The sequence below is a fragment of the Polaromonas sp. genome (assembly GCF_029945925.1).
Classification (GTDB): domain Bacteria; phylum Pseudomonadota; class Gammaproteobacteria; order Burkholderiales; family Burkholderiaceae_C; genus Polaromonas.
The window spans coordinates 39,076-54,207 of the sequence record NZ_JAQSDN010000014.1 but is presented as its reverse complement, the minus strand read 5'-3'; the positions used below and the strand labels follow the sequence as shown (position 1 = coordinate 54,207).

Here is a 15,132-nt window from a genome sequence, read left to right as displayed (position 1 = left end):
CCTCTTCCTCTTCCTCTTCCTCTTCCTCTTCCTCTTCCTCTTCCTCTTCCTCTTCCTCTTCGCCTACACCCGATTGCTCTGCGCACCGAGGGATCTGAGGTAGGTCATCACGCGTTGACTCATCTCCCGCAGCGGAGCGACCTCACTCACGGCGCCGATGGCAATCGCCTCGCGCGGCATGCCAAAAACAACACAACTGGCCTCGTCCTGTGCCAGCGTGTAGGCACCGGCCTGCCGCATGCGCAGCAGGCCCTCGGCGCCGTCACGCCCCATGCCGGTCAGAATCACGCCGATGGCATTCTTGCCGGCGTGTATTGCAGCCGAATCAAACAGCACATCCACCGACGGGCGATGCCGGTTCACAGGCGGCTCCTGGTGGACCTGCGCCACGTAATTGGCGCCGCTGCGCGTGAGAGACAGATGAAAACCGCCCGGTGCGATATAGGCGTGGCCGGGCAAAATTCGCTCGCCATGAATGGCTTCCGACACAGCGATGCGGCACAGGCTGTTGAGGCGTTGCGCGAAGGAATTTGTAAAACCTGCCGGCATGTGCTGCGCGATCATGATGCCCGGGCTGTCCGGAGGAAGCGGCTGCAGGACCTCGCGGATGGCTTCGGTTCCGCCGGTTGAAGCACCTATGATGATGAGCTTTTCAGTGCTCAGCAGCGGGCTGTGCAACGGCAGCACTTCCGCCGCGGTCTCCATGCCTCCTGGTGTTGCAACCCGCTTGGCCGGCAGCAACCGGGCCGTGGCAGCGATGCGGATTTTCCCGGCAATCAGGTCGGTGTAAGACAACAGGCCATCGCGTATACCCAGACGCGGCTTGGTGACAAAGTCGATGGCCCCCAGCTCCAGCGCACGCAGCGCGGCTTCTGATCCGCGTTCTGTCAGCGAGGACACCATCACCACGGGCATAGGCCGCAGGCGCATCAGCTTTTCGAGAAATTCGAGCCCGTCCATGCGTGGCATTTCCACATCCAGCGTCATCACGTCTGGGTTGTGCAGCTTGACCAGGTCACGGGCAACCAGGGGATCGGAGGCGGTCGCGACCACCACCATGTCGGGCTGGCTGTTGATGATTTCCGTCATCAAACTGCGTATCAGCGCCGAGTCATCGACACACAACACCCTGATTTTTTGAGCGCTCACAAAGCCCACGCATTCTTGTTGGCGGTGTCGCGGGCGATGTCCCTGTCGAAGAGTTCCACCTTGTTGCGCCCCTGCCGTCCTGACAAGGCCTGTGCCAAGGCCTGTTCGCCACGATCGACCTGCGCAACATCGTCCTGCTGACTGAGCTTTCGCATGGTGACTTTACCGGTCGCCGGGAAATAGTTGATGCGGCGCGGCAGTTTTCCCCGCAGATCCTGGGCCGCTATCCGGACCTGCTCCATCTGGAGATAACGCAGCACAAAATCGGCGTTACGCTCGCCTATATTGAGCATGGTCATATTGGCAAGGACCGCTCCGCCGCCGAAGACCTTGGCCTCCAGCCGCTCACGCCTTGCGCCAGCCTTGAACAGTTCATTAAGAAGCATTTCCATGGCGTAGGCGCCATAACGCATGGCCGAGGCTGCGCCACGAGACCTCGGGTCGGCATCCTCCGGCAGCATGAAGTGATTCATTCCGCCCACGCCGGCTGTGCTGTCACGCACGCAGGCGGACACGCACGACCCCAACACGGTTGTCAACACCATGTCGCTGGACGTGACGAAGTACTCGCCGGGAAGCAATTTCACCGCTGAGATGCCAAACTCACGATCGAAATAATGGTGCGTAGCGACCGTCTCCATGTGCGACGAACTCATGTCGCCGCCTTGATGCTGCTGCCAACCAGCTCATAAATCGTCTGCCCACGCAACCGGAAAGTCTGGCTGGCGAATGAAAAGTTCTCTGAATGTCCAGCAAACAGAAGACCATGCGGTTTCATCAGGGGTGCAAACCGCTGCAGGATTTTTCCCTGGGTGGGCTTGTCAAAATAGATCATCACATTGCGGCAGAAAATCGCATCAAACGGATTCTTGAGGGCCCACTTTGGATCGAGCAGGTTGAGCCGCTCGAACTTCACCATCGCAGCCACCTCCGGCCGCACGCGAACCCTGCCTTCATGCGCTCCCGTGCCTTTGAGGAAAAAGCGCTTGAGGTAGGTAGGAGGAAGCTTGCTGACCTGTTCGTCAGTAAATACACCCGTCGCTGCCTTGGCCAGGACCTGGGTATCGATGTCGGTGGCCACAACACTGGCCGCGCCGGCCCGGGAGCCCAGCGCGTCGATCAGCGTCATCGCGATCGAATAGGGCTCCTCCCCGGTGGACGCAGCCGAACACCAGACCGTCAGGGGCTGCGGGCATTTTCTGGCGTGCTCAGCCAGCACCGGAAAATGGTGCGCCTCACGAAAGAACGCCGTGAGATTGGTGGTCAGCGCATTCGTGAACAGCTGCCACTCGTCACCGTCCGGATTGGCTTCCAGGAATCCAAGGTAGGTCGAGAACTCCTTGAGTCGCAGTTCCCGCAAGCGCCGCGCAAGGCGGCTGTAGACCATTTGCCGCTTCTGGACGCTCAGCGCTATTCCCGCACGCTGATGGATCAGCTCGCGTATCCGCGAGAAATCGTGGTCAGTCAGAAGAAAGTCCGGTCCGACCGGCGCAGCTGTAGCGAAATCCGTGTTTGTATTCATGTTCTTTCATGCCATCGCGCGCGCCGGGTAAATCCCTTGTGCATCGTGTCAACGGCATACGCTTCAATGTATCCAGCCCCCGCCGGTATCGATACACGGAAAAACGCTCCAAACAGCCTGCTCCTTTTGGTATGCCGGGACAATCCGCAACAGAAAGACGGCCCCCGACCGGCGAACGCCCAACGGCCTGAAACTAAAGCTTGATGTTCTGCGCCCATGCCAGTGCCGACACATGCGCCTGGTTCACGTCCGAGGCCGTCATGAACAAGGCGTCTGCGTGAAGGGCTGAGCATCCGTCCTCCTGTTCGCAGGCCTCCACCAGTGCAAGAAACGGTCCGTACGCACCCTCACGGGCAAGCAGGGCCTGCACCACCGCTTCAGGCAGGAGGATCCTGCTCAGCACCTCCTGCATGGGAATTCCCAGCAACCGGTCCAAAAGGGAAAACATCCCGACAAAAAAGAGGTTTTCAGCCTCGCTTTTCGGGAGCACGCCACGGCCGAGCAATTCCGCAAAGTGTCCGCGAACAATGGCGGCCTGCATCAGCGCAGGTGAAAATCCGGTACTGCTCGTCGCTGCCAGCAACAGCGAGAGCCAGCGAAACAGCGGCCTGTAGCCGAGCATGGCCACCGCCAGCCGAAGCGATTCGATCTCGACCTCGATGCCGAAACCAGCAGAATTGATGTAGCGGAAAAGCTTGTATGAAATGGTTGCATCGTGTTTGAGAACCTTTTCCAGCTCGCGTATGTCGGCATTGTCCTGAACCATTTTCATCAGCTTGAGAATCAACGCCGTTTGGGGGCCCAGCTCTCCGAGGGGATTCGACTCGCGAGCCGCCAGGCAAAGATTCGGAAAGAATCCGTTCAAACCCTGTGCCGCGAACGCGTCAAACTCCCGCCATCCCGGGAACCGACTCACGACCACGGAAAACGACGAGCCGCTGATCTGGGACAGCCTGCTTATTGCAGCCAGGTCCGGGTGATCGGGCGCGACCTCCACCTGCGTGACAATGGAGAGCAGGGCCGGGGTCGAGGTCAGGCGGGCAAGATCTGCATCCTGCAGCGCGACGCCAAAACCGCGCTCGATCAATGGCGCGACCAAAGTCAGGCGATCGGCGTCCAGCAGGTCGCCTTGCTTGAGAACCAGCACCGTCGTGGCCGGGGAAATGGATTTCAGCGCCTCGACGGTCAGTAGCGCAGGCACGGCATCCACATACAACAGGCCCAGCCGGTCTGCGGCATGTTCACCGACAAAAGCCAGCAGCTGGCGCAGGTCGTCCTCGCTGGACGGAGCGTTGTTTTTCTCCTTTTTCTGCCATCCGAGCTTGTAGCCCAGGACATTTTGCCGGGGATCAAGCAAGGGAGCGCGCACAAGGTATTTGGTTTCAAACATCAAGCTTCTAACCAGGTGGGAGGACGAAGATAAACCCGCCTTTCGTCGGCAGTGCCGATAGCGGGCCTTTCCTGAAGTAACTGTAAGGACAGCTGGCGGGATTGATTCGTGAAAGAAGACAAGAAATCATCCCTTTGTTTTTTGATTTCAAAAACAGCGATTGCCCTGAAATCCGGACAACCGTTTTTGCTATGTTTTCCGGCAACGCTCTCGCTCGGCAGAAAGTTTCCGGCACCGGTCCGGCCTGCGGCCCGGCATCCACTTGTTTGCGGGAAAATTCTAGAGCTTGATGTTCTGCGCCCAGACCGTCGCAGCGAGATGCGCCTGATTGACGCGCTGGGCGTCCATGGACAGCGCACCGGCCAGCGCCGCCGCACCTCCCTCGTCTTGCTCACACGCCTCTGCCAGCGCAAGAAATGGCCCATACACCCCTTCGCGGGAGCGCAGCGCCAGCGCGACGGGCTCCGGCAACACCACCTGACGGAATACCTCGTCGGCAGGAATACCCAGCAACTGGTCCAGCAGGGAAAACGTGCCGACGACAAACAGGTTGTCCGCCTCACTCTTGTGAAGCAGTCCCTGTCCAAGCAACTCGATAAAGCGCCCGCGAATAATGGCGGCCTGCAACAACGCGGGAGAAAACCCGGATTTGCTGGTGATGGCCAGCAGCAGTGAAAGCCAGCGAAATAGCGGCTTGTAGCCCAGCATGGCTACCGCCTGGCGCATGGATTCGATGCGGCCGTCCAGGCCGAACCTCGCGGAATTCATGTGATGTAGCAGTTTTTCGGCAATCGTCGAATCCTGATTCAGGATTTTCTCGAGATGGCGAATGTCGGCGTTGTCCTGAACCAGCTGCATCAGCTGCAGAATCAGCACGGCTTGCGGACTTGGTGTTTCTGACGGGTTCGGCGGGCGAGGTGTCAGGCAGATATTCCCAAAAATCCCATTCAACCCCATGAGGGCGCAGGCATCAAACTCCCGCCATCCGGGGAACCGGTTCACCACCACGGAAAGCGGGATTTTCCTGTTTCGGGCGTGCTTGTTGATCGCGGCCAATTCCGGATGATCCGCGCCAAGCTCTACGTGGGTGACCAGAGGCAGCAGCGTCTCGTCTGCCTCCAGGCAGGTGAGGTCTGCATCACGCAGTGCCAGACCAAAGCCCCGCCTGCGCAGCCCGGCTGCCAGCGCCACATGGCCCTCCTCCACCAGGTCGGCACGGTTCAGCACCAGCACCGTGCTTGCAGGCGGCAACGACTGCAGCGCCGCGGCAGACAGCACGGCGGGAATGACGTCGAGAAACAACGTGCCTAGCCTGGCATCGACCACATGCTCGGCAACAAAGGCCAGTAGCTGACGCAGCTCCGCCTCACCGGCCATGTCGCCGCTTTCGCCAGTTTTCTGCCATGCGAACTTGTAGCCAATGACCTTTTGCTTGGGGTCAAGCAGGGGGGCTCGAACAAGGTAGCTGTCGGCAACCATTAGACGCCAGGCCTCGCTGATACAAACACGGCCCGGCACTGTTTCATAACGGTCTTTTTCATTTTTTTACTGTAAATAGCGAGAGGCTTTGTGGATTGCCGGAGAAGAATGAAAATTCCCCCTCATTTCCCCGATTGGTCAGAGAGAACGGATTGCCCCTTGGCCAATGCACGCCGACGGCGGTCGCACCGCTTTTCCTGTTCAGCATGGTGCAGGCTTTGCCGGTGCCGCGAAGATGATTCCGGGTGGCGCATGGCCGGAGCGGTGCCCGGCACGCGTGCTCACCGTGCAGGTTAAAGCTTGATGTTTTGCGCCCAGGCAAGCGCCGACAAATGCGCCTCATTCACATGGATTGCCGTCATGGACAGGGCTTCGGCGAAATGTGCAGCACGGCCATCCACCTGCTCGCTCGCCTCGACCAGCGCCAGAACCGGCCCGTAGACGCCCTCACGCGAGAGCAAGGCCTGCGTCACTGTTTCGGGCAAGGTCAGTTGCCGGAGCACTTCCTGCACCGGAATTCCCAGCAGATGATCGAGAAACGAAAACATGCCAACGACAAACAGGTTTTCCGCCTCTCTCCTCGAGAGAAAGTCCTGCCCCAGCAGTTCTGCAAACCGCCCGCGAACCATGGCGGCCTGCATCAGCGCAGGGGAGAATGCCACGGTAGTGGTTCTCACCAGCAGGAGCAAAAGCCAGCGGAACATGGGCGCATAACCGAGCATGGCGACGGCATGTCGCGGCGAATCGATTTCAAACTCCAGGCCAAAACCCGCAGAATTGATGTACCGCAGCAATTTATAGGAAAGGGCAACATCGCTCTTGAGCACTTTTTCCAGGTGGCGTATGTCGGCATCCCCCTGAACCATGTGCATCAGCTGCAGAATCTGTTGCGCTTGAGGGCCCAGCTTTCCCGGCGAACTCGTCTCACGGCGTGCGGCACACAAATTCCGCAAGATGCCGTGGATGCCCGAACCGGTGCAGGCGTCGAACTCCTGCCAGCCCGAAATGTTGTCCACGACCAGGGCCATGTCCGGCTGCCTGCGTCGGGCCAGACCGGCTATCTCGCTCAGGTCTGGATGGCCATGGGGGAGAAAAATGTAGCTCAAGTGAGGAAGCAGTTGCTCGTTTGCCTTCAGAAAGGCAAGGTCGGCGTCACGCAGTGCCAGGATACCCCCCCTGTTCCGAAAGGATGAGGCCAGAGAAAGATGGTTTTCAGCGACCAGGTCGCCTGGGTTGAGGACCAGCACCGTGGTTTGCGGTGACAGGGTTTGCAACACCTCATCGGACAGCCCAGCGGGACCCGTCTCCATAAAAAACAGGCCCGACTTGATTTCGCTGGCGCGCCCGGTCAAAAGGGCCAGCAGTTGATCCGCTCCAGCTCCACCTGAGATTCCGTTCGCGGTCCCGTCGCTCTGGCACGCCAGCCTGTAGCCAATGACGTGTTGCTTCGCGTCAAGCAGCGGTACTCTGAAAAGAAAGCTATTTTCGGGTGACAATCTCTGGCGCCAGGTGGTGAGAAGAAGTTATCCCCGTCTTTGATCTATCGCACAGACAGCGGGCTTTCCAACCGAAACTATAAGCTGGGGAGGCGAATTTGATCACCCAAGAAAGCCGGAAATCATCCCTCTGTTTCCGGATTCAAAATCAGGCTGACGGCGGGGAGTCGCTGGCCGAGTCCGCGTCTTGTGGATTCTGCGGCAGGGACATGAAGAAGCTCGCGCCGCCCCGGTCAGCAGCGACAGCCCAGACTTCACCGCCATGCAGCTGCGCCACACGCTTGACAATCGCCAGGCCCAACCCCGTACCGGGAAAATCCACCGACGAGTGCAGGCGCTCGAAGGCCGTGAACAGTTTGCCGGTGTAGGCAGTATCGAAACCGGCGCCATTGTCGGAGACCGACAGCACGATCTCCGCGGAGTTTTTCCCCGGCATGAGGCCCACCCTGATCCAGCTCTGCTCTTTGCGGGAGGTGAATTTCCAGGCGTTGTCGAGCAGACAGGCGAGCGCCAGGGAAAGCTGGTTTTTGTCACAGACAAGGGGCAGCGCGGGCTCCATCTCCAGCACCAGAAGCCGGAGCGGTTCGCGCTTGTGCAACTCGTCCATCAGGCGCTGGCACACGGGCGCCAGGTCCACCCGTGCCGGTGCCATGGGCATGCTGGGCAAATAGGTCAGGGTGCGCAGATCATCAATCAGCCTGGCCAGCTGGAGGCTGCTCGCCTGAATGCGCGCCAGGTAATGCTGGCCCTGCGCATCAAGCGCTGCGCCATGGCGCTCTGCCAGTGTGGTGGCAAATCCATCGATGACATGCAACGGTGCATTCAGGACGTGCAGCATCGCGCTCGTGAAAGCCTGCAGTTCGCCGCGGCTGCGCTGCAGTTCACCGGTGGATTGCTCGATACGCATCTCGAGCTCTTCATTGCGCCTGGACAGGTGTGCGTCGGCAAGATGGCGCGCCCCCACGTCGGTCACACCGACCAGCACTGCCGGGCGCAACGCCCATTGCACGCTGGAACAGGCCAGCTCAACAAGCATGCGCTCGCCATCCGCTTTTTTCTGGGTACACAGCCGCATTTCCTGCTGAAAATCGCCCGGCGGCAGGGAGTCCTGCAGGGCGGCCCCCTCACCGTCGGGGAAAAGCGATTCAACAAAAAGCGCACCCAGCGCTGCCGGCGCCATGCCATACAGCGCGGCAGCAGCGTTGTTGGCGGCCAGAATGTGCCGTGAGCCGGTATCGAACACCCACATCGCCTGCGGATGAGCGTCGAACAGGGTCTGATTGCAGGCCTCGCTGTATCGCAGCGAACGCGAGGCCAAATGGATGGCGCTGACATCTTTGAGTGTCACCAGCAAGCCATTGGCATGCTGACGCAGGGAGCAGTCGACCCATTGGTTCTCAAACTCATGCCGAATAACAAAGGTGTGGCATCCCGTTTTCCGCAGCGCCTGCTCGGCGGCACCGCGGTGCTCGTCTGCAATTTCTTCTGGTACCGCATCCCAGAAATCAACACCCCTGAGCTTGCCGAGCGCGGAGTGCATGAGCGCCTGGGCACGCATATTGAATGCCGCGATCCGGCCCACGCTGTCCAGCAGGACCATCCCGTCAGACGACAGGTCGATACCGCCCTGCAAGGCCTCTGCGCTTGCTGCCTCCCGTCCGGTTGGTAGCCCTAAAAGCGGCACCCGCCTGCTTCCCTTCAGCGACTTCAGCCATGTTTTGAAAAGGGTCAACAAGGCCAAGACCAGGCTTCTTCAAACGTTGGGGTAACGCCGCCCTGGTGCGTCGTTCCAGGAGTACCTGCACACGATGAAAGTGGTTGATTCGCGCCCCGGGCCAGGCACTAACCACAGACGCAGCCTTGACCAGGATTTACCAGGGACAGGAGAGCGAAGGCACGCCTTCATCTGGCGACAGTTCCAGGCGAAGTCCTAGCGCCACTTGCGGTTGGCCACCAGCAGCGCCGTGACATACCCATGCAGCCAGTCGAAATTGATCGGTTTTTCGAGGTAGTACGAGTTGGGCGGAAGGCCCCCTCTTTCCTTGACCGATTCGCGCGGCAAGCCGCTGATCACCAGGATCTGCATCGCCAGCAGTTGCTGGTTGCGCTTGAGGGCGCGCAGCATTTCCATACCGTCCACGCCGGGCATGTTCAGGTCGGTGATCAGGAGGTCCGGGCGCATGCTGGCAATGTCCATCAGGGCCTCCAGGGCGGACGGCATGAAGCTGCAGTCCACCGCCATGTCCCATTCGTCGAAGTGGGCCCTGTAAAGCTCGCAGGTGGCCTCGTCGTCTTCCACCACCAGGACGCTGAGGCGATTGCGGGGATCCGCGTCCACCTGGGCTCGTTGCGGACTGTTTTTCTGAAGGTAGGCGTTGATGGCACGCAGGGAAAGCCGGCGGTGGCCTCCCAGGGTTTTCCACGCCTCAATCTCACCCTTCTCGACCAGCGACTGGACGGTGGCGACCGACAAGCCCAGCAGTTTGGCGGCGTAGGTGGTTCCGCAATAGTCATCACTGGAGAACTCGCTCGCGGTGATGGCATTTTCGAAAGTTTGGGTTTCGCGGGGCATAAAAGGGCCTATTTAAAATTACAACTGCAATTTAAACAATTTAATGAATTTAATCAATTGAATTTAATGGCTATCAACTCATCTGCATTTTTTACAACTGAACATCTGTACCGCACTCAGGCGGCGGCCCCACCGCCTGGCAGGGTAAAAAAGAAGGTGGCCCCCTTGCCGGGCTCGGCCTGCGCCCAGACCTTGCCGCCGTGGCGGCCGATCACGCGGCTCACGGTGGCCAGCCCCACACCGGTTCCCGGAAAATCGGTCACGGCATGCAGCCGCTGAAAAGTATTGAAGAGCTTGTCGGCATAGGCCATGTCAAAGCCCGCGCCGTTGTCCTGCACGAAAAACACGGACAGGCCGCCAGCGTCAGTCGTGTGTCCGACCCGGATAGCCGCATGGGCTTGCCGGGAAGAGAACTTCCAGGCATTGCCCAGCAGGTTTTCCATCACCACGTGGATCAGCCGCCCGTCACCCTGAACCTGCAAACCCTCTTCGATATGGATGCTGGCCACGCGCTCCGGGTTGCGCCCCTGGCATTCGCCGGCTATTTCCGCCGCCATGGCGCTCAAATCCACCGTTTCATGTCGCAACTGCATGCGCGAGACTTGCGCCAGGGACAGCAGGTCTTCGATCAGCCGCCCCATCTGGGCCACACCCGCATGGATGCGCGACAGGTAGTGCTGGATTTTTTCGTTCGGGCTGCCGGCGTTGAGCTGCTTGGCCAGCAGGCGGCTGAAACCGTCCACCGTATTCAGCGGTGAACGCAGGTCATGCGAGACCGAGTAGGAAAAGGCTTCAAGTTCCTGGTTGGACAGGCGCAGGGCTGTTTCAATGTCCTTGATTTCCGTCACATCGGCATCGATGCCGACCCAGAACAGCACGCCGCCCTCATCGTCAAGCACCGGAGAGGCCCGGTAAGACATGGTGTGGTAGGTGCCGTCCGCCGCACGCAGGCGCCGCATTCCCACATAGGACGTCAGGCTCTGGCGGGACATCTTCCAGTTGGCAGACATGTCCGTCAGGTCGTCGGGGTGCACCACGCTTGACCACTTGTATCCCATCCAGTCAGCCGGTGTCCCACCCATCAACTCGTACCACTTGCGATTCAGGTAGGTCACCTTGCCGTCAACGTCGACATTCCAGATGATCTGCGGGGCCTGCTCGGCCAGCGCCCGGAACAAGGCCTCCTGCCGTGCCAGGGCGGCGGTCCTTTCAACGACCTTTTCTTCCAGCCCCTGATTGAGCTGCTGGACCTGCTCAAAAAGCTGGGTGTTTTCAATGGCGATGGACGCCAGTTGCGCGAGTTCAACGCCCACATACTGGTCCTGCAATGTGAACTCGCCGTCGTATTTGTCGCTCAGTTGCAGCAGGCCGATGTTCTCGCCACTTTGGCCGGTCAGCGGGACCGCCAGCCAGCCCCGCATGGACGGCCCCGTCCCGGCCTCATCACCAGGACCGACCCAGTGCGGGTCAGCCTCCAGCGCGGACCGGGTCAGCCGCATCGGCCTGTTGGTTTCGCAAACGGCCGCATCCAGGCCATGGCGGTGGGTCCAGCGCACCAGGTCGCGGCAGTGCGCATATTTGTCCGAGTGCGACACGGCGTTGACGGTCCGCGTCTGTGCTCCGGAGACCGTCAGGCTCACCACGGCCTGGTGCGCGCCCACCACGGACCGGACCTGGTCCACGGTTTCCTGCAATGTTGCTTCGACGGTGCGGTGGCGCGTGATGGCATGGGTCGCGTCGGCGGCACGCTGCAGCGTGAACAGGTAATCCTGTACTTCCTTTTCGGCCCTGACCTGTGCGGTGATGTCCAGCGCAACCGCGAAACGCGCCTCCCGGCCCATGTAGGTGATGGCCCGGGCCACGGTCTCCACGGGAAACTCCACCCCGTCCTTGCGCAGATGCAGCCAGCGGCCCGGCTGGCCGATGATGCCTTTGTCTAGATGCTGCTTCAACCGGGCCTGCTCTGTCCCGGACCGGATATCAAAGAGTGTCAGCTGCAAAAACTCTTCCTTCGAATGACCATAGTTCGCCACAGCAGCCTCGTTGACGGCGAGAAACCGGGCGGTCCCGGCGTCGACGATCCACATCGGCACAGGCCCGGCCTTGAACAGGGCCGCATAACGCTGCTCGCTGTCGGTCATGGCCTGCTCGGCGAGTTTGCGCCGGGTAATGTCGCGCTCTATGGCGACGATGTGGGTGACCCGCCCCTGCGCGTCTGCAATGGGCACCATGTCCAGGTCCAGCCAGATTTCTTCGCCGCTCTTTTTGTAGTTGATCAGCTCCGCGCGCACGGACTCACCCTTGCGCAGCGCCGCACCGATACGGTCCAGTTCGGAGCGCTGGGTTCCCGGGCCCTGCAGGAAACGCGGCGACCGGCCCAGCGCTTCCTCGCGGCTATAGCCGGTGCGGCGCTCGAACGCGTTGTTGACAAACACGATGCGCGGCCCTGGCTCATCCAGCGGATCGGCTTCGGTGATCAGCACAATGTCGTTCAGCCGTGAAATGGCGGCCTCCAGCAATCGGAGTTGCGCCTGGGATTCGTGCTGGTCGGTGATGTCCTGCAACACCCCCATGAGGCGCACGACCTTGCCGTCCCTCAACATGGCATGCCCCCGTGTGCGCACCCAGATGCGTCGCCCCCGCGCCGTGACAAGCGGCACCTCCATGTCCCAGGGCGTGCCGTCGGCCAGCGCCGCGGACAGCGTGGCGCGCGCCAGGGACTGCATTTCCGGCGGGTGAAAATCGAGCGCCTGTTTCGTCCCCAGTACCACTGAAGGATCGAGGTCAAGAATCCGGTACACCTCTGCGGACCAGTAAGGCGTCATGGTCTCCACGGTCAGTTCCCAGCCCCCGATGCGGGCCATCTCGCCGGTCTGTTGCAGCAGCTCCGTGTGGCGGGCCACGGCCAGTTCCGCCTGCTTGCGGGCCGTGATGTCCTGGACCACACCGGCACGCCGGACGATCTGGCCACTGCTGTCTGCATGGGACTCCCCGAGCTGGTGTATCCAGCGGGTCTGGCCGTCCACGGTGAGGATGCGGTACTCCACGTCCATGCGCTGGCCCTCCTGCATGGCGGCGTCCCGCACGCGGATGTAGCCGGCACGGTCTTCCGGATGGATCATCGCAATCACGGTGTCCGGTCGCCCGTCAAAGCCCGCCCGGGTCAGCCCGAAGAGTTCGTACACCTCGTCGGACCACCAGAGCCGGCCGGTGACCAGGTTCAGCTCCCAGTTGCCGATCCGCCCCAGCCGCTGGGCATTGAGTAGCTTGCGCTGGACCTCGCTGAGTTGCTCGTAACTGCGCGTCTGCTCCAGCTGCAGCTGCTGCATGCGGGTGATGTCTGAAAACACCATCAGGGCGCCAACGATGCCGTCCGCGCCCTGCATGGGACGGTAGGTACAACTGATCAGGCGGCCCACCGGCTCGCGCTCGTTGCGCACCAGCATGAGCAGGGGGCCGCCGCTCTCGCCGCGCAGGGCCATGTGGAGAGGCAAGTCCTCGAAACCGTACAGGTCCTGCATGTCCGGAACAAACAGCCCCTGGCGTTCGGGCCACAGCGGCGCCAGCACCAGGGAGCTGTCATCAATGGCAAACAGCTGGGAGGCCGTCTGGTTGACCAGGATCACCCGCCCGGCGGCGTCCACCGCCAGCAGGCCTTCCTGCATGCTGTTGATGGTCAGCTCCAGCGCGGCATAAGCCTGCCGGTTTCGCACCAGCTCGTTTTCCAGGGCCCTTTCGCGATGCTGCAGCGAGTCGGCCATCAGGTTGAAACCCGCAGCAATTCTGGAGAATTCACTCTGGACCTCACCCGGCCTCATGGGCACACGGGCATCCAGGTGGCCCTTCTCCAGCTCCCGCGTAGCGCGAAGAAGCTGGCGGGCCGGCGCCACGATCGAACGACTGGCAATCATCCAGGCGATCCAGCCGCCAAGAAGCGCCACCAGCGCAAGCGCCGCCAGCTCCAGCCACAACTGGCGCCGGACAGGCGCGACGATCAGGTCGCGGTCCATGCTGACCGACACAAAAACCGCGGCTTCCGTGCGCGGACTGCTCGGCATGAACGCCCACAAACGCGCATGCCCACCGCCGTCCAGGCCTTCGCGCACCCCGGTGCTCATGGCCATGACCGCTTCCTGCAATACCGGGCTGCGAACCTTGTCGCCCACACGGATGGGCAGGGCCGGTCTGCCCGCCAGCAAGGCGCCCTCGCGGTCCTGAATGCCCAGTGCAGCTCCCGACGGCAGCTGAATCCCCGCGATCGTGTCGGCCATCCGGGCCAGATCGAAGGAAGCGTAGACCACCCCTGTCACCTTGTCATCAGCCCCCATGACCGGCAGGGCAAAGGTCAGAACCGGCGTGCCGGCAAGCCGCCCGACCGCATAGGTGCCCACCACAAAGCGGCGCTGGGCGATGGCATCGCGGAAATAGCTGCGGTCACCCAGAAAAGCTTTCTTGGCGCTCCCCAGCGCGTGACAACGGGTTTGTCCGTCCAGCCCCAGGACGCCCAGATTGGCGTATTCGGGAAGATGGCGGGTCAGGCTCGAAAAGTAGCGGTCGCAACCGGCGTTGTTGCCGTCCTGCACCTCCGGCAGCGAGGCCAGCAGGGTCAGCACCTGCCGGGCGGAGTCGGCCACCCGCTCCTGGCTGGCGGCGGCCAGCGAGGTCGCAAACTGCAGGTTGGCCTTGGCGCGTTCGAGTTCCGCGTCGGCATTGTGCAGTGCCTTGAACATCGACAGGCCGAACAGCGGAACAATCGCCACCAGCACCAGGACGACAATGCGCGTGCGCAGGCTGATGTCCGCCCTCATGCGGTGATCCGCTGCGGCACGGGTTGGCGTGGGCGGGACGCGTCCGGACAGGCGCGCGCGGGACGGGGCGGAAGGGTGGGGAAAGGAATCAGGACGGTGTTCATGCGGTCGGGGTTTCTGAACCGGGCCGCCAGCGGCCGTTTTCAGATGGACTCACCCGACTGTAAGTCATCTGCAGTAGCCCCCCGCTTTATTCCAGCGATGGTTCCCGCCTCGCCGCATGGGCCGGCCAGGCGACCGTCAAGCGGCGGCGATGGACTCGTTGACGCGCAGCCAGTAGTCCTGCAGACGGCTGAGCTTTTCCGTGAAGTCGCCGAAATCGACGGGCTTGCGCACAAAGCCGTTGGCGCCGCTCTGGTAGCAGGCAATGATGTCGGACTGCTCACTCGACGAGGTCAGCATGACCACCGGGACCAGCGCCGTCAGCGGGTTGCTGCGCAGGCTGCGCAAAACATCGAGGCCGGACAGCTTGGGCAGCTTCATGTCGAGCAGGACAAAGGCCGGCTGCTTCTGAGTGTCGCGCCCTGCGTGCGCCCCCCGGCCAAACAGGTAGTCCAGCGCCTCGGCGCCATCGCGCGCGGTCACGATGGCCGTGTCCGTCCCCTGCTCCTGCAAAGTCAGGACCGTGAGCTCCAGGTGGTCGGGGTTGTCCTCCACCACGAGAATGGGTTTGTCATGCATAAAAACCTTTTCGTTTAGCGTGATTTCGCTGGCAC

The 15,132-nt window shown here is 61.4% G+C and carries 11 protein-coding genes and 1 pseudogene; 1 reads left to right on the top strand and 11 read right to left on the bottom strand.

From position 1 onward, the window contains the following. Positions 1-63 precede the first annotated feature (63 nt). From PSV40_RS03845 to PSV40_RS03830, 4 genes are all read right to left on the bottom strand, one after another. Positions 64-1,149 carry a chemotaxis response regulator protein-glutamate methylesterase gene (locus PSV40_RS03845; RefSeq protein WP_300534396.1) on the bottom strand — a complete coding sequence of 362 codons (1,086 nt, stop codon included), beginning with the start codon at positions 1,147-1,149 and terminating at the stop codon, positions 64-66. Beyond that, positions 1,146-1,805 (bottom strand): chemoreceptor glutamine deamidase CheD, encoded by a 660-nt coding sequence (gene cheD, locus PSV40_RS03840; protein WP_300534393.1) that lies wholly within the window; start codon positions 1,803-1,805, stop codon positions 1,146-1,148. The genes PSV40_RS03845 and cheD overlap by 4 nt, the downstream gene beginning before the upstream one ends. Next, on the bottom strand, positions 1,802-2,671 hold the full coding sequence (locus tag PSV40_RS03835; protein ID WP_300534390.1) for a CheR family methyltransferase: 870 nt from the start codon (positions 2,669-2,671) through the stop codon (positions 1,802-1,804). Before PSV40_RS03835 ends, cheD begins: the two co-directional genes overlap by 4 nt. 193 nt (positions 2,672-2,864) lie before the next feature. Further along, positions 2,865-3,872 (bottom strand): HDOD domain-containing protein, encoded by a 1,008-nt coding sequence (locus PSV40_RS03830; RefSeq protein ID WP_300534388.1) that lies wholly within the window; start codon positions 3,870-3,872, stop codon positions 2,865-2,867. A 36-nt stretch (positions 3,873-3,908) separates the two neighbouring features. Between PSV40_RS03830 and PSV40_RS03825 the strand changes: the two genes are divergently transcribed. Further along, positions 3,909-4,094, top strand: coding sequence for a hypothetical protein (locus tag PSV40_RS03825; protein WP_300534386.1), 186 nt, complete (start codon positions 3,909-3,911; stop codon positions 4,092-4,094). Positions 4,095-4,340: 246 nt separating this feature from the next. Here PSV40_RS03825 and PSV40_RS03820 read toward each other — a convergent pair whose 3' ends face one another. From PSV40_RS03820 to PSV40_RS03790, 7 genes and pseudogenes are all read right to left on the bottom strand, one after another. Further along, positions 4,341-5,540, bottom strand: a complete 1,200-nt coding sequence (locus PSV40_RS03820) for an HDOD domain-containing protein (protein ID WP_300534384.1) — start codon at positions 5,538-5,540, stop codon at positions 4,341-4,343. Between the two features lie 293 nt (positions 5,541-5,833). Next, positions 5,834-7,036 carry an HDOD domain-containing protein gene (locus tag PSV40_RS03815; RefSeq protein ID WP_300534381.1) on the bottom strand — a complete coding sequence of 401 codons (1,203 nt, stop codon included), beginning with the start codon at positions 7,034-7,036 and terminating at the stop codon, positions 5,834-5,836. 148 nt (positions 7,037-7,184) lie between these two features. After that, on the bottom strand, positions 7,185-8,384 hold the full coding sequence (locus PSV40_RS03810) for an ATP-binding protein (protein WP_300534427.1): 1,200 nt from the start codon (positions 8,382-8,384) through the stop codon (positions 7,185-7,187). Between the two features lie 39 nt (positions 8,385-8,423). Then, positions 8,424-8,594: pseudogene (locus PSV40_RS03805) on the bottom strand (PAS domain-containing sensor histidine kinase); the annotation flags it as partial. A 372-nt stretch (positions 8,595-8,966) separates the two neighbouring features. Further along, positions 8,967-9,608, bottom strand: coding sequence for a response regulator (locus tag PSV40_RS03800; RefSeq protein ID WP_300534377.1), 642 nt, complete (start codon positions 9,606-9,608; stop codon positions 8,967-8,969). 116 nt (positions 9,609-9,724) lie between these two features. Next, positions 9,725-14,416 carry a PAS domain S-box protein gene (locus tag PSV40_RS03795; RefSeq protein ID WP_300534375.1) on the bottom strand — a complete coding sequence of 1,564 codons (4,692 nt, stop codon included), beginning with the start codon at positions 14,414-14,416 and terminating at the stop codon, positions 9,725-9,727. Positions 14,417-14,656: 240 nt separating this feature from the next. Further along, on the bottom strand, positions 14,657-15,097 hold the full coding sequence (locus tag PSV40_RS03790; protein WP_300534373.1) for a response regulator: 441 nt from the start codon (positions 15,095-15,097) through the stop codon (positions 14,657-14,659). Positions 15,098-15,132 lie beyond the last annotated feature (35 nt).